The following is an 18,950-nucleotide window of genomic DNA, read 5'->3' as shown; positions in this document are numbered from 1 at the left end:
CCTGTTAACGCATTCGGTAGAGCAGGGGCCCCCTGTTAACACCCGGGGCCGCGTCCGGCGTGCCGGACCGCCCGGGCGCGAGCCGTCGGCGTGCCGTCGCGCCCGCCCGGGCGGTACGGGCATAGGCTGCCGGCATGGCCCCCCCGATCGCGCTCCCGGAGATGTTCGCCCACGCGGTCACCGGGCTGCGGTCGGCCACCTGCCGCCCCGAGATCACGCTGGAGGAGGTCGGCGCCCCCCAGCGGCTCGCGCCGTACTCCTTCGCGCTCTCCGCCGGGGTGCACCGGGACGGCGACGAGGTGGCCACCGGGCGGCTGATCCTGCTGCACGACCCGGCCGGACACGAGGCCTGGCAGGGCACGCTGCGGCTGGTCACGTACGTGACCGCCGACCTGGAGGCCGACCTGGCCGCGGATCCGCTGCTGCCCGCCGTCGGCTGGACCTGGCTGACCGACGCGCTGGAGGCGCAGGAGGCGAGCTACCGGGCGATCGGCGGCACCGTGACGCAGACCATGTCGACCCGGTTCGGCGACCTGGCCGGGCCGCCCGCGGCCGGCGACATCGAGATCCGCGCCTCCTGGACGCCCCTCGGCGGCGACCTGGGCGCGCACCTGCTCGCCTGGTGTGCGCTGCTGGCCTCCACCGCCGGGCTGCCGCCGCCCGGGGTCACCCCGCTGCCGGAGCGCCGCCCGGCGGGCGCGGCCTGACCGGTCGGGCCCGCACCGGCACGCCGGGTGACCGACCGCAGGCGTACGGGCCGCACCGGTGACCGGCGCGGCCCGTGCCGGGGGTGCTCAGAGGTAGTTGTCCGCCTCGTTGCAGACCTTCTCCAGGCCCTTGCTGGCCGCCTCGAAGGTGGCCCGGTCGCCCCGCGACGCCGCCCCGAGAGCCGTGGTCAGCTTGTCCAGGCAACTGGCGATGATCTTCTTCTGTCGGGCCTGCTCGTCCCGGTCGTTCTTGGTGCCGGTCAGGTCCTGCTGCGTGTCGGCCAGCTTGTCCCGCAGCGACTGGAGGTCGACCTTCAGCTTGTCGATCTCCCGCTGGTTGGCGCCGATGGTGCCCTCCTGCTGGCTGACCTGCTTCTCGGCCCGGTCCAGCTTCCCGTTCGTGGTGACGTAGAGGCCGGTCATCACGCCGCCGAGGACGAAGAGCAGCCCGGCCACGACGGCGAGGACCAGAACGGTACGGCCCCGGCCGGGGCGACCCGGGCTCGACGGCCCGTACGGGGGAGCCGAGCCGGGCGGGGCCGACATCGGCTCGGGGCCGAAGCCGGGCCCGGAGACGGGTCCAAAACCGGGCCCGGAGACGGGGCCTGAACCGGGGCCTGAGCCGGGGCCGGAGACAGGTGCGAAGCCGGGGCCGGAGACAGGCCCGAAGCCCGGGCCGAAGCCCGGGCCGGAGACGGGCGGCGCCGACAACGGCTGCGGATACCCGGGCGAGGGGGCGGCAGTCGGGGCGTACTGGCCGGGAGCCGGCGGGGCGGGCGGTGGCACGGCACGCTGGGACAGCGTGGGCTCCGGCGGGGCCGGCCGGTACTGCGGGTACGGCGGCTGGGCGCCCCCGGGTGACGCGGGCGGCTGGGCCACACCGTACTGCGAGGACGCGGGCTCGGCCCGCCCGTACTGCGGGGACGCGGGCTCGACCCGCCCGTACTGCGAGGACGGCGGGGCCATGCCGTACGGCGGGGACGCGGGCTCGGGCCGCCCGTACTGGGTGGACGGCGGTTCGGCTCCCCCGGGCGGCGGGGGCGGCGGCTCGGCGCCCCCGTACGGGCTGCCGTACACGGTGCCGCCCGGCGGCTGGGCCGGATAGCGGCCCGCGCCGTTCGGTGGCTGGGACATGTCTTCCTCCAGGTTTCTGGTCCCCGTGGGCGGACCCGGGCGTTCGGGCCCGCGGGTAGGCGTGGTCGGGGCACGCCGCTGCGCGTTGCGGTTCGAGGGCTGGCCGGCGGCAGGCGCCGGTCAGCAGAGGGAGAAGGTGTCGCAGGCAGTCCTGATGGGCACAGCGAGGCCGATCCCCTCGGCGTTACGGGCCTTGGCGGTCGCGATGCCGACCACTTCCTTGGTGCCGCTGATCACCGGTCCGCCCGAGTTGCCCGGGTTGATCGAGGCGTCGAACTGGATGACCGGGCCGGCATCTCCCTCGTCCTTGCGCAGGGCGCTCACCACACCGGTGGTGACCGTGTCCTGCAGGCCCAGTGGGGCGCCGACGACGATGATCTGCTGCCCGGACCGGACCGGCTTGGCGGCCGCGACGAGTGGCTTGAAGCGGGCGGCGGTCCGCAGTTGGGCGAGGTCCTTGGTGCGGTCGACGCGCACGATGGTGGCCTCGAACCGCTGGTCGGAGCGCTCCAGGAAGACCTTCCGGCCGCCGCCGGCGTGGACCGACTCGACCACGTGGAAGTTCGTCAGCAGGGTGGTGCCTCCCCCGGCCGGGGGCTTGCCGACCGCGAACGCCGTGCCGGTGAAGTCACCGGCGCGCACCCGGAACACACTGGGCAGCACCGCACTGGCCACCGCCTCCGGGTTGAAGGCGGCACCGGCCTGCTTCTCCAGGGCGCCCGCCCGCTGCTCCAGGCCGTCCAACCGGTTGCCGGTCGCGCCCTGCGCATCGGCCAGCCGCCGGTCCGTGGCGGTGAGCCGGTCATCCAGCCGGTGGATCTGGTACGCCTGCGCGCCGGCGACCACCGCCAGCAGCCCGGCCAGCGCCAGCGCCACCACCGGCCACCGCCGCCGGGCGGCCGGGGCAGCGGACCCGGCCGGGTACGCCGGCTGCCCCGGCAGGGCGGCGCCACCCGGCTGCCCCGGCAGGGCGGCCACCGCGCCGAACCCGGAGACCGGCCGCCCCGGGTACGCGAACCCGGAGGCTGGCGGCCCGGCAGACCCGACGGTCGACTGCTCCGGGTACCCGAACCCGGTGGGCTGTCCGGGCACCGGCACGCCGCCCCGGCCCGGGCCGGTAGCGGCCTCGGCGTGCTGACCGGGGGCACCGGCCGAGGACCAGCCAGCCCGGGCGGGCGCACCGTCCCCCTGCCCACCAGCGGAACCGGCGGACGCGCCGTTCCACCGCCCACCGCCCGATCCGGCGGACGCGCCGTCCCACTGCCCGCCTCCCGAGCCGGCGGGCGCACCGTCCCACTGCCCACCCCCGGACCTGGCGGACGCGCCGTCCCATTGCCCACCGCCGGAACTGGCGGGCCAGGTGGCCCGGGGTGCCGGCACGGGTGGCTGGTCCCGCCGCTCGTACGCCGGCGCGCCGCCGACCCCGGGCGGGAAGGGCGCGCCCGCCGAGGACTGGCCGGCCGCCTCTCTCGGGTGGTCCGCCGGCGGCGCGGGAAAGCCCTCGACGCCCGGGGGCCGGACGGTGCCGGCAGCCGGGGCCGGGAAGCCACCAACCGCAGTCGGGGCCGGGAAGCCACCAACCGCGGCCGGGGCCGGGAGGCCGCCAACCGCCGGGGTGCCGGTCCACCCGGGCCCGACGGCGTGGCCGGCCGGCCGGGTGAGGCGCGGCGGCAGGGGTCCCGGGCGGTCGCCGCGCTGCGGCTCGTCCGTCCCGTCCGCGCTCTGCCCGGAGAACCCGTCACCCGCTCCGTAACCAGCCGCCATGGCCCCTCGCCCTCCCCGCCGCAACGCCGCTGCCAGGCTCAACGCGGCACGGCCCGATGGACCGTACCGGCGTGGACGGGCTTTGTCTGCCCTGTTGTCCGATCTCGTCACCTGGGTGGTGGCGGGCTCCGCCCGGACACCTGCCGGCCATCCCGCCGACACGCCCCCGACCGGCTGCGCACACCGGATCTGCCGGCGCACTAGGGTTGTCAGGTGACCGACGAACCACCCCTGCGCCGTCGGGCCGCCGAGAACCGTGCCGAAGACGTCCCCTCCCCGGCCGAGACCGAGCCCCAGGACGGGACCGACGAGCCCACCGGTGGCCCCGTCCCGCTGACCGCCCCCCGCGACGGCACGCCCGAACCGGTGGCCACACCCGGCGAACTCGACGAGGTCGTGGCCCGCTTCGCCGCCGGCACCGGCCCCGTCGCCCTCGACGCCGAGCGTGCCTCGGGCTACCGCTACAGCCAGCGGGCATACCTCGTGCAGCTGCGCCGGGCCGGCGCCGGCACCACGCTGATCGACCCGCTGCCCCTACCCGACCTCGCCGCCCTGGACGCGGCGATCGCCGACGCCGAGTGGGTGTTGCACGCGGCCAGCCAGGACCTGGCCTGCCTGGCGGAGGTGGGACTGCGACCGCGCCGGCTCTTCGACACCGAGCTGGCCGCCCGGCTGGCCGGCTTCGAGCGGGTCGGCCTCGCCGCGCTCACCGAGCAGCTGCTCGGCTACACGCTGGAGAAGCATCACTCGGCCGCCGACTGGTCCAGCCGCCCGCTGCCGGAGTCCTGGCTGACGTACGCGGCGCTGGACGTGGAGATGCTTGTCGACCTGCGCGACGCGCTGGACGAGGAGCTGACCCGGCAGGGCAAGTCCGAATGGGCGGCGGAGGAGTTTGCCGCCCTGGTGCGCAACGGCGCCCGCCCGCCCCGGGTACGCGCCGAGCCCTGGCGGCGTACCTCGGGCATCCACCGGGTCCGGGGCGCGCGGGCCCAGGCCCGGGTCCGGTCCCTCTGGTACGCCCGGGATCAGATCGCCGCGCGGCGGGACGCCGCGCCGGGGCGGGTGCTGCCGGACTCGGCGATCGTGGCCGCGGCGGAGCTGGACCCGAAGGACGAGAAGACGCTGCTGACCCTGCCCGGGTTCGGCGGCCGCTCGGTGCGCCGGCTGGCCCGGACCTGGCTGGCCGCGCTCGACGACGCCCGGCACCTGCCGGACGACGCGTTGCCGGTGACCCCGACGGTGGAGGGCCCGCCGCCGCCGCACCGCTGGGCCGAGCGGGACCCGGTGGCCGCGGCGCGGCTGGCCCGCTGCCGGGAGGTGGTGGTCCGGACCTCCGGCGCGCACCAGCTCCCCGCGGAGAACCTGATCGCGCCGGACTCGATCCGCCGCCTGGCCTGGCAACCCCCCGACGAGATCACCGACGACACGGTCGCCGAGACCCTCCGCGGCTTCGGCGCCCGCGAGTGGCAGCTAACCCTCCTCCTCCCCGCCCTAACCGAGGCCCTCCACACCCCCTGACCCCCACCCTGCACCTTGTTGATCATGAAGTTTGCGTCGGCGACACGCCGAGCCGAAGACGCAAACTTCATGATCAACGGGAGCGGAGGCCGGGTGAGGGCGGGCAGGGGTGTGGGGTGGGCCACATGGGGGGTGGTGTCGGGGTTGGTTACTGGCGAGTAGCATCCGAGGGACCCACGCCAGTGCCGGCCGACCCTTGTTCGGTTCGTGCGCGCCCCGCGGCGGCGCGGCCGAATCATGGTCGAAGAGGAGGCTCCAAGTGCCCCGTGAAGTTCGGGATGTCGTCTTCGTCGACGGCGTCCGTACCCCGTTCGGCAAGGCGGGTGGCATGTACGCCAACACCCGCGCCGACGACCTGGTGATCCGCTGCATCCGCGAGCTGATGCGGCGCAACCCCCAGCTGCCGCCGGAGCGGGTCGAGGAGGTCGCCATCGCGGCCACCACCCAGATCGGCGACCAGGGCCTGACCATCGGCCGCACCGCCGCCCTGCTGGCCGGCCTGCCCAAGACCGTGCCCGGCTTCGCCATCGACCGGATGTGCGCCGGCGCGATGACCGCGGTCACCACCGTGGCCGGCGGCATCGCCATGGGCGCGTACGACGTGGCCATCGCCGGCGGTGTCGAGCACATGGGCCGGCACCCGATGGGCGAGGGCGTCGACCCCAACCCGCGGATCGTCGCGGAGAAGCTGGTCGACCCGTCCGCCCTGGTCATGGGCGCCACCGCGGAGAACCTGCACGACCGGGTCCCGCACATCACCAAGGAGCGCACGGACGCCTTCGCGCTGGCCTCCCAGGAGAAGACCGCCAAGGCGTACGCCGACGGCAAGCTCCAGGGCGACCTGGTGTCGGTCGCCGTCCGCGACCCGGAGACCGGCTGGGGCCTGGCCACCACCGACGAGGCTCCCCGGGAGACCTCGCTGGAGAAGCTGGCCACCCTGAAGACGCCGTTCCGCCCGCACGGCAAGGTCACCGCGGGCAACGCGGCCGGCCTCAACGACGGTGCCACCGCGGCCCTGCTGGTCGCCGAGGAGACCGCCCGCGAGCTGGGCCTCCCGGTCGGCATGCGGCTGGTGTCGTACGGCTTCGTCGGCGTCGAGCCCGAGGTGATGGGCGTCGGCCCGATCCCGTCGACGGAGAAGGCGCTGCGCATCGCCGGCCTGACCATCGACGACATCGGCCTGTTCGAGCTGAACGAGGCGTTCGCCGTGCAGGTGCTCGCCTTCCTCGACCACTTCGGCATCGCCGACGACGACCCGCGGGTCAACGCGTGGGGCGGGGCGATCGCCATCGGCCACCCGCTGGCCTCCTCCGGCGTACGGCTGATGACCCAGCTGTCCCGGCAGTTCGCCGAGCACCCCGAGGTCCGCTACGGCGTCACCGCCATGTGCATCGGCATCGGCATGGGCGGCACGGTCATCTGGGAGAACCCGCACTGGACGGAGGGCAACAAGTGAGCCTCACCGCACCGAACGAGGTCGTCACGAAGGCGCTGCTGCGCCAGGTGGACGTACCGGGGCTGGACCGTCCCGCCGCCCTGATCACCCTGGACAACGGCTTCGACCACACCAAGCCGAACACCTTCGGCCCGGCCGGGCTGACCAGCCTGGACGAGGCGATCACCGCCGCGCTGGCGGCGGACCCGGCGTTCATCGCGGTCACCGGCAAGCCGTACATCTTCTGCGTGGGTGCCGACATCGTCGGCCTGCCGGCCCTCGCGGACCGCGACCAGGCGGTGGAGATCGGCCGGCTCGGCCACCGGGTCTTCGCCCGGCTCAAGGACAGCACGGTCCCCACCTTCGCCTTCGTCAACGGCGCGGCGATGGGCGGCGGCCTGGAGCTGGCCCTGCACTGCCACTACCGGACCCTGTCGGCGGGCGCGGCGGCCCTCGCGCTGCCCGAGGTCTCGCTCGGCCTGGTCCCCGGCTGGGGCGGCACCCAGCTGCTGCCGAACCTGATCGGCATCCCGGCGGCCACCCAGGTGATCATCCAGAACCCGCTGATGCAGAACAAGATGCTCAAGCCGAAGCAGGCGGCCGAGATGGGCATCGCGGACGTGCTGCTGGAGCCGGCCGACTTCCTGGAGCGGTCCCTGGAGTGGGCCGCCGGCGTGGTCCGGGGCGCGGTCACCGTGACCCGGCCCGAGGTCGACAAGGACATGTGGGCGGGCGTGCTCTACTTCGCCCGGCAGACCCTCGATGCGCGGCTGCACGGCGCGGTCCCGGCCGCGTACAAGGCGCTGGACCTGCTGGAGACGGCGAAGGACGCGGACTTCGCCACCGGCACCGCCGCCGAGGACGAGGCCCTCGCGGACCTGGTCTTCTCCGAGGAACTGCGCAGCGGCCTCTACGCCTTCGACCTGGTGCAGCGGCGGGCCAAGCGGCCGGCCGGCGCGCCGGACAAGGGGCTGGCCCGACCGGTCACCAAGGTCGGCATCGTCGGCGCCGGCCTGATGGCCAGCCAGCTCGCGCTGCTCTTCGCCCGCCGCCTCCAGGTGCCGGTCGTGCTGACCGACCTGGACCAGTCGCGGGTCGACAAGGGCGTCGGCTACGTGCACGCCCAGATCGAGAAGGCCGTCAGCAAGGGCCGGATGGACAAGGGCACCGCCGCCAAGCTGTACGGCCTGGTCAGCGGCTCGGTCGACAAGGCGGTATTCGCCGACGCCGACTTCGTCATCGAGGCCGTCTTCGAGGACCTGAACGTCAAGAAGCAGGTCTGGGCCGAGCTGGAGCAGATCGTCAAGCCGGAGGCGGTGCTCGCCACCAACACCTCCTCGCTGTCCATCACCGAGATGGCCGCCGACCTGGCCCACCCGGAGCGGGTGGTCGGCTTCCACTTCTTCAACCCGGTCGCCGTGCTGCCGCTGCTGGAGATCGTCCGGGGCGAGCGGACCGACGACGCCACCCTGGCCACCGCCTTCGCCGTCGGCAAGCAGCTGAAGAAGTCGTCGGTGCTGGTGAAGGACGCCCCGGCGTTCGTGGTGAACCGGCTGCTGACCCGCTTCCTCGGCGCCGTCTTCGCCGCCGTCGACGCCGGCACCCCGCTGGACGTGGCGAACGCCGCGCTGGACCCGCTGGGCCTGCCGATGCGGCCGCTCGCCCTGCTCCAGCTGGTCGGCCCGGCCGTGGCGTACCACGTGGGCGGCACCCTGCACGCGGCGTTCCCCGACCGGTTCGGGGTCAGCGAGAACCTGAAGCGGATCGCCGACTCCGGCCAGCCGATCGTGGTCGACGACCAGATCAACGACGAGGTGGCCAAGCTGCTCGTGGTCGGCGACCAGCCGCTCACCGAGGAGCAGGTCCGGCAGAACGCGCTCGACTCGCTGGCGCAGGAGATCCGGCTGATGCTCGACGAGGGCGTCGTCGCCGAGGCGCAGGACATCGACCTGTGCATGATCCTCGGCGCGGGCTGGCCGTTCCACCTGGGCGGCGTCACGCCGTACCTGGACCGGACCGGCACCGCCGAGCGGGTCACCGGCCGCCGGTTCCTCCCGCGCGGGGTCGCCAGCCTGCGCTGACGGATCCGGCCGGGCACACCGACCGCGCCACCCCCGCTCCCCCGCGACCGCGGTGGCCGGGCTCGTCCACACCGGACGGTCCGGCCACCGCGGTCGTCGTCTCCGGACCGGCGGCGACAGGTGAGCGACCACTGGGTACGATCACCTGTTCCTCCCTCCCCGCCTGGAGCTGATCTGATGTCCTCACCCCCGGTCGACCCCTGGTCCCGGCAGCCGGAACACCCCACCACCCCGGGCCAGTACCCGGACCCGACCGCGCCCGGCGGCTGGCCCGCCGTGCCGGGCCCCCGCGCCGGCGAGCAGCCGACCGCCGCCTACCCGGCCGTGCCGCACCCCGGCGAGCAGCCGACCACGGCGTACCCGGTCGCGCCGACGTCGGGCCACCCGCAGCAGGGGCCGGGCGCACCGGCCTGGGGTCCGCCGCAGGGCGCGCCGCCGGCTGGCAGCTGGGGTGCGCCGCAGGGCGGCTGGGGTCCGCCACCGGCCGGGGCGCAGCCGACCACGCCGTACGGGATGGCGCCCGGCGGCTTCCCGCCCGCGCCGCCGGCGAAGAAGTCCTCGCTGCCGCTGGTCCTCTCCCTCTCCCTGGTCGGCCTGCTCGTGCTCTGCCTGGGCGGCGGCGGTCTCGCCTACGTGGCCCTCTCCGGTGACGAGCAGGACACCCCGTCGGCCCGCCCGACCCCGACCGGCACGGCCGCGCCGGAGACCGCCGCCCCCAGCCCGTCCGCCACCGACGACGAGGAGCCCGAGGCGACCGAGAAGTTCCCCCGGGTCCGGCTGGTCACCCCCAAGACGCTCTCCGGCCGGGCCAAGAGCACCGACCCGGAGCTGCGGGCGCTGGCCGCCGAGATGCTCGGCGACATGAAATCCACCGTGCAGAACGAGACGGGCGCGGTCAGCGCCTTCTACGGCAGCCCGGAAAAGCGAAACCTGGTGATGGTGGCGGCGGCCTCCGGCCTGATCCTCGACCCCGAGAAGGAGCTGGACGACGCGGTCGAGGGCTTCCGCACCGAGCTGTCGGTCGAGAAGATGACGCCCGTGCCGCCCGGCCCGCTGGGCGGACGCGCCAGTTGCGGCGACGGTGAGGGCTCCGACGTCCCGATCGGCGTCTGCGTCTGGGCGGACACCGGCAGCGTCGGTGTGCTGCTCTTCTTCTTCTCCTCGGCGGCCAAGGCGAAGGCGCAGTTCGTCAAGGTCCGGGGGCAGATCGAGAAGCAGTCCTGAGCGACCGCCGCGGTCGACAGTGGACCCCTCGGGCCTGGTCCGAGCCCGCTACCATCACGTCTTTCTCGTCGAAAAACCTGGAGCTGACCCGATGTCCCAGCCGCCGGCCAATCCGTACCCCCCGCAGCCGGGTTCCGGCGCACCCTACGGCTCGTACCCGCCGCCGCAGCAGCCCGGCGGCTACCCGCCCGCGCAGGGCGGCCACCCCGGCGGGTACGGCGAGACCGCCGGCGGCTACCCGCCCCCGCAGCCCGGCTACCCGGCGCAGCCCGGCTACCCGGCGTCCGGCGGCTACCCCGGTCCGCCGCAGCCGGGCGGCTTCCCGCCCGGCGACCCGGCGTACGGGCCGCCGGCCGGACCGCCGCCGAAGAAGTCCCGGGTCGGGCGGATCCTGCTGATCGTCCTCGCCGCGGTGCTGCTGCTCTGCCTCGGCGGCGGCGCGCTCATCTGGTACGTGGTGAAGGACGACGTCAAGGAGGCCGTGGACACCACCAAGGTCCGGGTGGTCGCGCCGGACACCCTGGGCGGGCGGGCCCGGGCCACCGACCCGCAGTTCGAGCAGGGCGCCGGGCAGCTCGAGAGCGGGCTGAAGGAGTCGCTGCCGGACTCGACAAGCGCCGTCGGCGCGTTCTACGGCAGCCTGGAGGAGCGGAACCTGGTCATGGTCGCCGCGGCGTCCGGGCTGAACACCGACCCGGACAAGACCCTCGACGACAGCATCACGGGCGCGCGGAGCAGCGCCGTCGAGCTCGGTGAGATGAAGAACGTCGACCCGGGCCCGCTCGGCGGGTCGGCCAAGTGCGGCGACGCCGAGACGCAGAAGGTGCCGCTCGGCGTCTGCCTGTGGAGCGACAAGGGCAGCCTCGGCATGATCATCATGTACTTCAAGACCGGTGCCGAGGCGCAGGCCGAGCTGGCCGGCATCCGCGGCCAGATCGAGCAGAGGTAGGACCGCGACGCCGGGCCCCGGCCACCGCCACCGGCGGCCGGGGCCCGCCGCGTCTCAGCCGGAGGTGGCGGCCCGTTCGGGCGCGCTGCGCAGCACGCAGAACTCGTTGCCCTCGGGGTCGGCGAGCACCACCCAGCCGGTGCCGTCCGGGCGGGTGTGGTCGGCGACCAGGGTGGCACCGATGCCGAGCAGCCGCTCGACCTCCTCGGCCCGGGTCCGGTCGGTCGGCTCCAGGTCGAAGTGCAGCCGGTTCTTCACCGCCTTGCCCTCCGGCACGGCGAGGAAGAGCACCACCGGCCCGCCCGGCGGATCCAGCCGGGCCTCCGGGTCGCCGGGGAAGTCGTCCGGGTGCCGGGGGCAGCCCCAGACCTCGGACCAGAAGCCGGCCAGGGCGTACGTGTCCCGGCAGTCGACGCTGACGTTGTAGATCCGTGCGGTCACGGTCGTTCCTCCCGTTGCTTTGACCGGGCGAAACTGCCACGCCCCGGCAGCCCGCGCAACCGAGTTGTCGCCTGCCCCGCTCAGCTCAGCAGCCAGCCGGCGCACGCCAGGGTGGCCATCGACAGCGCGGTGCTCACCAGCACCGTCCGGCGGGCCACCGACTCGCCCTGGCCGTACTCAGCGGCGTAGGTCCAGGTGTTCTGCGCGGTGGGCAGCGCGGCACAGACCACCAGCGCGAGCAGGTCGGCCCGGCCGAGGCCGACGGCCCACCCGGCCAGGCCGGCCAGCACCGGCTGGACCAGCAGCTTCAGCCCGGACAGGGCGGCCACCTCGGCCCGCTCGCCCGGCTGCCGGGGGCCGCCGGAGGTCAGCGACAGGCCGAGCGCGACAAGCGCGGTGGGCACCGCCGCCGCGCCGAGCAACGCCAGCGGCGCGGCCACCAGCTCGGGCGGGCGCCAGTGCAGCGCGGAGCAGAGCGCGCCGAGCGCCAGCCCGGCGATCACCGGGTTGCGCAGCGGCATGCCGGCCAGGGTCGCCGGGCGCAGCGGGCGGCCGGCCGCCCGGTCCAGCGCCACCAGGATGATCGGCGTCACCACCAGCACCTGGAAGAGCAGCACCTCGGTGAGGAAGGTGGCGTTGCCCAGCACGTGCAGCGCCACCGGGATGCCGAGGTTGGCCGAGTTGACGTAGCCGGCGGCCATCGCCCCGATGGTGGCCGCGCCGAGCCCGCGGCGCAGCAGCACCGCGCAGAGGACGAAGCCGAGGGCCATGGTGAGCGCGGTGCCGGCCGCGAAGGCGCCCAGCGCGCCGGGGTGGAACACCAGCCGGCCGCGGGACAGCGTGGTGAACAGCGCGGCGGGCATCGCCAGCCGGAAGACGAAGCCGGCCAGCACCCGCTCCGCGTCGCCGCCGAGCAGCCGGTACCGCCCGGCGAGCCAGCCCAGGCCGGTGAGCACCCAGATCGGCACGAAGGCGGCGAGCACCCGGGCAGCGTACGGGCCGGGTCAGCGCGCCGATCCGTCGGCCGTGCCGGCGCGTACCGTCGGGGTCTCGACCGGGGCCGCGCCCGGCGCGGGCAGCGTGACGGTGACCTCCAGGCCGCCGCCCGGCTGGGCCACCGCGGTCACCCGCCCGCCGTGCGCGGTGCAGACGGCCCGGACGATGGACAGCCCCAGCCCGGAGCCGCGCGCGCCGGTGCGTTCCTGCCCGCCCCGCCGGAACGGCTCGAACAGCCCGGGCACGTCGGCCTGCTGCACCTCGAAGCCGGTGTTGCCGACCACCAGCCAGGAGCGCCGGCCGTCCGAGCCGGTACGCACCCACATCCGGCCCTGGAGGTGGTTGTAGCGGACCGCGTTCTCCACCAGGTTGCCGGCCAGCCGGTCCAGCAGGCCCGGGTCGCCGAGCACCGGTGCCGGTTCCAGCGAGGTCCGCACCCGCAGGCCGATCCGCTCCACCTCGCGGCGCACCGCGGACAGCGCGTTCGCCACCCCGGTGGCCAGGTCGCACTCGGTACGCCGGCCGAGCGCCCGACCGGCTTGCGCCTCGCTGCGGGCCAGCAGCAGCAGCGCGTCGACCAGGCCGTTGGCCCGTTCCGAGGCGTCCCGGACGACGGTCGCCATCCGCCGGTACTCGGCGAGATCCGCCTCGTCGTCGCTGAGCGTCACGTCGATCTCGGTCCGCATCACCGCCAGCGGGGTGCGCAGCTCGTGCGAGGCGTTGGCGACGAACCGCTTCTGCGCCTCGAACGAGTCGGCCAGCCGGTCCAGCATCGCGTCGAAGGTCTTGGCCAGCTCGGCCACCTCGTCGTCCGCGCCGGACCAGCGGATCCGCTGGTCCAGCGTGGCCTCGCCGAGCCGCTGCGCGGTGGCGGTGACCTGGTGCAGCGGCCGCAGCGCCCGGCCGGCGACCGCGTACGCCCCGGCGACGCCGACCAGGCTCACCGCCAGCAGCGCGCCCAGCCCCTCGGCCAGCAGCTCCCACGACGTGGTGTCGACCAGCCGCCGCTGCCACTGCGCGGCGTCCAGGGTGCGCCCGTCGGCGAGCGTCACGGTGGTGCCCGGCAGCAGCTCGTCGGTGGGGTGCAGCGCGTCGCGGACCAACAGCCAGGCCAGCAGCAGCAGGATCGCCCCGGCGCCCACCAGCAGCACCCCGTTGAGCAGGGTGAGCCGCAGCCGCAGCGTCGGCCGCGGCACCCTCATGCTGATCCCTCTGGTCGCGACTGCGGGGCTCGCAACACCGGCTCACTCCTCACGCTCATGATCCCTCTGGTCGCGACTGCGGGGCTCGCAACACCGGCTCACTCCTCACGCTCATGATCCCTCCCCCACCCGGTAGCCCGCGCCGACCACCGTCTCGATCAGCGGCGGGTCGCCCAGCTTCTTGCGCAGCGTCATCACCGTCACCCGGACGATGGTGGTGAACGGGTCGGTGTTGGCGTCCCAGACCCGCTCCAGCAGCTCCTCGCTGGAGACCACCGCGCCGCGCGCCTTGAGCAGCTCGCAGAGCACGCCGAACTCCTTGTTGGTCAGGTCGACCGGGACGCCGCCCCGGGTGGCGACCCGGCGGGCCGGGTCCAGCGACAGGTCGGCGACCGCCAGCACCGGCGGGGCGGCCGGGGTGGCCCGGCGGCCCAGCGCCTGCACCCGGGCGACCAGCTCGTCGAAGGCGAACGGCTTGGGCAGGTAGTCGTCCGCGCCGAGTTGCAGCCCCTCCACCCGGTCCGCGACGGTGCCGCTGGCGGTGAGCATCAGCACCCGGGTGAGGGTGCCGGAGGAGACCAGCTCGGCGCAGATCCGGTCGCCGTGCATGCCGGGCAGGTCACGGTCGAGGACCACCACGTCGTACCGGGTGACGAAGGCGGCCTCGTGCCCGCTGTCGCCGTCGTACGCGACGTCCACCGCCATGCCGCGCTTGCGCAGCCCGCGCGCGATCGCGTCGGCGAGGTTGCGCTCGTCCTCCACCACCAGTACCCGCATCCCGCCCCTCCCCACCGCCGGCCACCCCGGCTGACCTGCCCGACAACCTAGTGGCACCGCACCACCGCTCAGCGGTCGAGCCGCCAGATCCCCAGTGTGCCGTCCGGCTGCTGGCAGACCAGTGCCCGCCGGTCGTTCGCGCAGCCGTCCCACTCGCCGGCCGGCGTGTCGAGCAGCTCGGCGCTGCCGGTGGCCACGTCCAGCCGGGCCATCAGCTCCGCGCCGCCGTCCAACCGGCGCAGCCCGATCAGCGGGTAGCGGGTGGGGTCGCTGGCGGAGAGCCGCCACCGGCCGAGCGCGGCGAGCCGCCGGCCGGTGCGCTGGTCGAGCACGACGAAGTCGGCCTCCCGTTGCTCCCCGTCGGCGGCGACCAGCAACCGGTCGCCGACCGGCCACACCATCCGCCACTGGTCGGCCCGCCACCGTTCCCGCCCGGTCGCCGGGTCGATCATCCGCAGGCCGGGCTGGTCGGTGCGCAGGCAGAGCCCGTCCCCGCACGGCTCCAACAGTCGGTCCCGGTTCAGCTCCGGGGGGAGGCTCCACCGCCGGTCGAGCCGGTCCAGCCCGTACGCGGTGAGCGTGCCGGCGGGGTCGTTGATCAGCAGCAGGCCGGCCGCCACGACGACGTCCGAGCGCTGCCCGTCCACCAGGGTCGCCACCGGCACCCGGCCGGTCCGCAGCACCGCGCCGCTACCGGCATCCAGCACCTGCACCCGCCCGCCGGGGCCGATCAGCGCGAGCCGGTCGACCCCGTCGGCGCCGAACTCGTAGCCCAGCCCCTCAACGGGGATCGGCCGCGACCAGCGCAGCGCTCCGGAGCCGGCGTCGATCGCGCGGGCCAGGCCGGCACCGCCGGCCGAGGGATAGTCCTCGAAGAGCAGGACGCCGTCGCGCGCCGGCAGCGGATAGCCGGCCTGGCGCCAGCGCACCCGCCCGGTCGCCGGGTCGACCCCGACGGCGGTGAGCTCGCCTGTGCCCGGGGAACGGGTCAGGACCAGCAGCGTCGAGGCGTGGTCGGTCAGGTTGACGGGCTGTTCCCCGCGCGGCAGCGGCAGCCGCCACAGCCGGGCCCCGTCGGGCAGCCGGTACGCGACCACCTCCGAGGTGCCGTCCCAGCGGCTCGGACCGTCGCTGACGAAGAGCCGCCCGTCGGCGATCCGGTAGCCGCTCTCGCCCGGGCCGGTGATCGTCACGTGCCGCTGTCCGGCCGCTGGCGGGGCCGACGCGGCGAGGGTGAGCAGCGCCAGGATCGCCAGCAGCACCGCCCGCCCGCTGCGGGTCGGCGGGGCGGGACGACGCGGCTCCGGGTCGGGCTCGTCGCCGTGCCGCAGCTCACCCAGCTCGATCACCGACACCGCGTCACCGGTCCAGCCGCCACAGCGCGAAGCTACCGTCCTCGCGCGGGCAGAGCAGCACCGTACCGGCCTGGCAGCGGCCCTGGACGTCGGGTAGCACGTCCCAGATCCACGCCCGCCCGACGGCCAGGTCCAGCCGGGCCACGGCCAGCCGGCGCCCCTGCACCCAGCGCGTGCCGATCAGCGGCGCGTCGCGGCGGCCGGGGCTGGCCAGTTGCCAGTCGCCGAGGTCCGCGACGCCGCGCCCGGTGGCCGGGTCGAGCAGCCGCACCGGCCAGGAGGTGGCCGGCCCCGCCGCGGTCACCACCAGCCGGCCGTCCCGATCGGCGAGCAGCGTCCACCGGGGGTCGCTCCACACGGTACGGCCGGTGGCCGGGTCGAGCGCGCGCAGACCGCCGGTCGGGCCCTCCACGCAGATCAGCGCGGCGCACCGGGTCACGAAGGCCGCCTGGCCGGGCTGGACCTGCCAGCGCCGGTCCAGCTCGTCCAGCCCGTACCCGGTGACCGTCTCCCCCCGCACGACGAGCAGCAGGTCGCCGGCCACCTGGGCGCGCTGGTGCCGCGCCGGCCGGCCGGGGGTCAGCTCGGCGGCGCGCAGCCGGCGGCCGGAGTCGGCGTCCCACACCTGCGTCGGACCGTCGCCGGCCACCAGCACGACGCGGCCGGCCCGCTCCACGTCGAAGGCGAAGCGCAGCGAGTCGGACGAGACGGGCAGCGACCACAGCGGCCGCCCGGTCGCCGGGTCGAGCCGGCGGAAGGCGCCGGCCGCGCCGGTGCTGGTGCCCACGTGCACGTACAGCTTCCCGCGCCCGGTGACCGCGGCGCCGGGCTGCTGCCACCGCCGCTCCCCGGTGGCCCGGTCGAACGCCACGGTCAGGAACGTGTCGTCACCGCTGGCCGGCCCGGTCACCAGCACCGTGCCGGCCAGCTCGGTCAGCCAGACGATCTCGCCCGGCCCGGGCAGCGGGGCCCGCCACAGCACGGCGGGCCGCCGGTCGCCGTCGCCCACGCCGGCGAGCGGATACGCGATCAGTTCGTGACTGTCGCTGGCGTCGGGAACCGGCGCGGTGAGGTAGAGCCGGTCGCCGACCTGGAAGGGGGTCGCGCCGGAGGGCGCCGGTACCACACTGGGAAACCGGGCCCGGACCGGGGCCGCGCCGCCCAGGGTGGCCACGGCAACGGCCAGCACGAGCAGCAGCCGCGCCGGGCGCCCGGCTGCCCGGGGGACGGGACGGGGCGGGCCGTCGGGAGCGTCCCGCAGCTCACCCAGTTCGATGACCGTCACGGCATCCTTCCCGCCTCGACCGGGGCCGGCCGCACCGGCCGCCCGCCCCGGAGCCGGGCGAATCGACCGGGCGCCTCCCGGGCCGACAAATCCGACGCATCCCGCCTGTACGATGGCGCGTCGTGGCTGTGCCGGTGGTGGACCCCTCGCTGAACTCTCCGACCCCGACCGTCGCGGACGGCTCCGCCCCGCCCCCGGCGACCGGGTGGCGGCAGCGGCGGCCGACCCGCGCCGACGTGTTGGCCATCGGAGCCTATGTGCTCCTCGGCGTTTTCGTCTGCCTCCGATACTGGGTCGACGTCGAGCACCGGGTCTCGTCCCACCTGCCGACCGACCACACCTGGTTCGAGTGGCTCTTCTCGCACGGCGCGTACTCGGTGCGCCACCTGGAGAACCCGCTGTTCAGCACCCGGCAGAACGCCCCCGACGGGGTGAACATGATGGCCAACACCTCGCTGCTCGGGGTGACCCTGCCGCTGGCGCCGCTGACCCTGCTGCTCGGCCCGCAGGTGACCTACACGGTCTACCTGGGCGGCGCGCTGGCCGCCACCGCCGGCACGGCGTACTGGATGCTCTCCCGGCACCTGGTGCGTTCCCGGGCGGCGGCGTTCGTCGGCGGCGCGTTCCTCGGCTTCGCCCCGGGGGTGGTGCACCACGCCAACGGGCAGCCGAACTTCGCCTCGAACTTCCTGCTGCCGCTGATCGTGACCCGGGTGCTGCTGCTCGGCCGCCCCGACCGGCGGTGGCGGCGCGACGGGGTGGTGCTGGGGCTGCTAGTGGCGTACCAGGTCTTCGTCAACGAGGAGATGCTGCTGCTCACCGCGCTGGCCTGCCTGGTGCTGGTGGCCGCGTACACGGTGGCGCGGCCGCGGGCCGCCCGGGACCGGGCCGGCGGGTTCCTGGCCGCCCTCGGCCTCGGTGGCGGGCTGGCCGTGCTGCTGACCGCCTATCCGATCTGGTTCCAGTTCAACGGCCCGCAGTCCTACCGGGGCCTGCAGGGCGGGGTCTTCCACAGCTGGGGCGAGGACCTGATGGCCTTCGTCACCTTCGCCCGGGACACCCTGGCCGGCGACGAGGCGGTGGAGAAGACCATCGGCGTGACCGAGCAGAACACCTGGTTCGGCTGGCCGCTGGTGCTGCTCTCGCTGGCCGCCCTGGTGCTGCTGTGGCGCCGCCGACCCGCGGCCCGGCTGGTGGCGCTGCTCGTGGTCGTCTTCGGCGTCGCCTCGATCGGCCCGAAGGTGCGCTTCGACGGGGTGCAGACCGGCGTCGACGGCCCGTGGGCGTACATCCCGGACGATCTGCCGCTGGTCGAGATGATGATGCCGACCCGACTGGCGCTGGTGGTGGCCGGCGCGCTGGGCGTGCTGCTCGCCCTGGCCTGGGACGCGCTGACCCCGGCCCGCGCGGCCGTGCCGGCCCCGGTCGGGGCCGCCGACGGCGCACCGGCTGTCGTGCCGAGGCCGCGGGCCGCCGCCGACGACGGGCCCGCCGCCGCGACGCCGGCCGCCGGGGCCGCGCCGGCCGCCCGGTCCCGGCCGCGCTGGGTCCGCCCGGTCGGGTACGCGGCCATCGCGCTGGCCGTGCTGCCGCTGGTGCCCCGGCCGCTGCCGGCGCAGCACGTCGACCCGCCGCCGCGTTTCATCACCTCCGGCGGCTGGCGGGAGTACGTGCCGGCCGGCCGCACCCTGGTGCCGGTGCCGGTGCCGAACAACGGGTACGGGCTGGAGACGCTGCGCTGGAGCGCCCTGACCGGGCACGAGTTCCCGGTGCCGGGGGGCTACTTCATCGGCCCGAACCGCGACGGCGCGGGCGTCTTCGGCGCGCCGAACCGGCCGACCAGCACGCTGACCTACGAGACCGCGCGCACCGGCCGGGTGCCGGAACTGACCGACGCCGACCGCAGCCAGGCGGTGGCGGACCTGCGCTACTGGCGCGCCTCCGTGGTGGTGCTCGGCACCCACCGCCACGAGGCGGCGCTGCGGGACCTGCTCACCGGGCTGCTCGGCCCGGGCCGCCGGGTGGACGACGTCTGGCTCTGGGACGTCCGCCCGCTGGTGCCGTGACGGCCACCCGCCCCGC

General features: G+C 75.4%; 16 protein-coding genes. 8 read left to right on the top strand and 8 right to left on the bottom strand.

Annotated features, from left to right (window positions below; genetic code table 11):
- Positions 1–134: 134 nt before the first annotated feature.
- Positions 135–707, top strand: coding sequence for a DUF3000 domain-containing protein (locus K7640_RS05020; RefSeq protein ID WP_222953495.1), 573 nt, complete (start codon positions 135–137; stop codon positions 705–707).
- A gap of 87 nt (positions 708–794) precedes the next feature.
- Here K7640_RS05020 and K7640_RS05015 read toward each other — a convergent pair whose 3' ends face one another.
- Complete coding sequence (locus K7640_RS05015) at positions 795–1,163, bottom strand: hypothetical protein (protein ID WP_222953494.1); 369 nt, start codon at positions 1,161–1,163, stop codon at positions 795–797.
- 346 nt (positions 1,164–1,509) lie between these two features.
- Here K7640_RS05015 and K7640_RS05010 point away from each other — a divergent pair, with 346 nt between their 5' ends.
- Positions 1,510–1,812 carry a hypothetical protein gene (locus K7640_RS05010; protein ID WP_222953493.1) on the top strand — a complete coding sequence of 101 codons (303 nt, stop codon included), beginning with the start codon at positions 1,510–1,512 and terminating at the stop codon, positions 1,810–1,812.
- A gap of 149 nt (positions 1,813–1,961) precedes the next feature.
- On the opposite strand, the gene K7640_RS05005 is transcribed toward K7640_RS05010, so the two are convergent.
- Complete coding sequence (locus K7640_RS05005; RefSeq protein WP_374198053.1) at positions 1,962–2,933, bottom strand: S1C family serine protease; 972 nt, start codon at positions 2,931–2,933, stop codon at positions 1,962–1,964.
- Positions 2,934–3,818: 885 nt separating this feature from the next.
- Between K7640_RS05005 and K7640_RS05000 the strand changes: the two genes are divergently transcribed.
- The 5 genes from K7640_RS05000 to K7640_RS04980 all read left to right on the top strand — a co-directional run bounded on the left by K7640_RS05000 (position 3,819) and on the right by K7640_RS04980 (position 10,812).
- A complete protein-coding gene (locus K7640_RS05000; protein WP_222953491.1) occupies positions 3,819–5,123 on the top strand; it encodes a ribonuclease D in 1,305 nt (434 codons plus the stop codon).
- 259 nt (positions 5,124–5,382) lie between these two features.
- Positions 5,383–6,579 carry a thiolase family protein gene (locus tag K7640_RS04995; RefSeq protein ID WP_222953490.1) on the top strand — a complete coding sequence of 399 codons (1,197 nt, stop codon included), beginning with the start codon at positions 5,383–5,385 and terminating at the stop codon, positions 6,577–6,579.
- Positions 6,576–8,639: a 3-hydroxyacyl-CoA dehydrogenase NAD-binding domain-containing protein gene (locus tag K7640_RS04990; RefSeq protein WP_222953489.1), complete on the top strand. Its 2,064-nt coding sequence runs from the start codon at positions 6,576–6,578 to the stop codon at positions 8,637–8,639. Before K7640_RS04995 ends, K7640_RS04990 begins: the two co-directional genes overlap by 4 nt.
- A 177-nt stretch (positions 8,640–8,816) precedes the next feature.
- A complete protein-coding gene (locus K7640_RS04985; protein ID WP_222953488.1) occupies positions 8,817–9,863 on the top strand; it encodes a hypothetical protein in 1,047 nt (348 codons plus the stop codon).
- Between the two features lie 91 nt (positions 9,864–9,954).
- Positions 9,955–10,812, top strand: coding sequence for a hypothetical protein (locus K7640_RS04980; RefSeq protein ID WP_222953487.1), 858 nt, complete (start codon positions 9,955–9,957; stop codon positions 10,810–10,812).
- 54 nt (positions 10,813–10,866) lie between these two features.
- Here the strand turns inward: K7640_RS04980 and K7640_RS04975 are convergent, their stop codons facing one another.
- From K7640_RS04975 to K7640_RS04950, 6 genes are all read right to left on the bottom strand, one after another.
- Complete coding sequence (locus K7640_RS04975) at positions 10,867–11,253, bottom strand: VOC family protein (RefSeq protein WP_222953486.1); 387 nt, start codon at positions 11,251–11,253, stop codon at positions 10,867–10,869.
- An 80-nt stretch (positions 11,254–11,333) separates the two neighbouring features.
- Complete coding sequence (locus K7640_RS30725) at positions 11,334–12,236, bottom strand: AEC family transporter (RefSeq protein WP_222953485.1); 903 nt, start codon at positions 12,234–12,236, stop codon at positions 11,334–11,336.
- Between the two features lie 21 nt (positions 12,237–12,257).
- Complete coding sequence (locus K7640_RS04965; RefSeq protein WP_222953484.1) at positions 12,258–13,451, bottom strand: cell wall metabolism sensor histidine kinase WalK; 1,194 nt, start codon at positions 13,449–13,451, stop codon at positions 12,258–12,260.
- Between the two features lie 111 nt (positions 13,452–13,562).
- Positions 13,563–14,228, bottom strand: a complete 666-nt coding sequence (locus K7640_RS04960; protein ID WP_222953483.1) for a response regulator transcription factor — start codon at positions 14,226–14,228, stop codon at positions 13,563–13,565.
- Positions 14,229–14,296: 68 nt separating this feature from the next.
- Positions 14,297–15,583, bottom strand: coding sequence for a PQQ-binding-like beta-propeller repeat protein (locus K7640_RS04955; RefSeq protein WP_222953482.1), 1,287 nt, complete (start codon positions 15,581–15,583; stop codon positions 14,297–14,299).
- A gap of 4 nt (positions 15,584–15,587) precedes the next feature.
- A complete protein-coding gene (locus K7640_RS04950; protein ID WP_222953481.1) occupies positions 15,588–16,868 on the bottom strand; it encodes a PQQ-binding-like beta-propeller repeat protein in 1,281 nt (426 codons plus the stop codon).
- A gap of 134 nt (positions 16,869–17,002) precedes the next feature.
- On the opposite strand from K7640_RS04950, the gene K7640_RS04945 reads away from it, so the two are divergent.
- Complete coding sequence (locus tag K7640_RS04945; protein WP_374198058.1) at positions 17,003–18,934, top strand: DUF6541 family protein; 1,932 nt, start codon at positions 17,003–17,005, stop codon at positions 18,932–18,934.
- The last annotated feature ends 16 nt before the right edge of the window (positions 18,935–18,950 follow it).

The sequence above is a fragment of the Micromonospora sp. PLK6-60 genome, from assembly GCF_019890675.1.
Classification (GTDB): Bacteria; Actinomycetota; Actinomycetes; order Mycobacteriales; family Micromonosporaceae; genus Micromonospora.
The sequence above is the reverse complement of the archived record's forward strand: the minus strand, read 5'-3'. Positions and strand labels throughout refer to the sequence as shown.

Coding starts and splice junctions, on each gene's coding strand:
- K7640_RS05020 (WP_222953495.1), top strand. CDS start 135: ATGGCCCCCCCGATCGCGCTCCCGGAGATGTTCGCCCACGCGGTCACC.
- K7640_RS04985 (WP_222953488.1), top strand. CDS start 8,817: ATGTCCTCACCCCCGGTCGACCCCTGGTCCCGGCAGCCGGAACACCCC.
- K7640_RS04980 (WP_222953487.1), top strand. CDS start 9,955: ATGTCCCAGCCGCCGGCCAATCCGTACCCCCCGCAGCCGGGTTCCGGC.
- K7640_RS04965 (WP_222953484.1), bottom strand. CDS start 13,451: ATGAGGGTGCCGCGGCCGACGCTGCGGCTGCGGCTCACCCTGCTCAAC.
- K7640_RS04960 (WP_222953483.1), bottom strand. CDS start 14,228: ATGCGGGTACTGGTGGTGGAGGACGAGCGCAACCTCGCCGACGCGATC.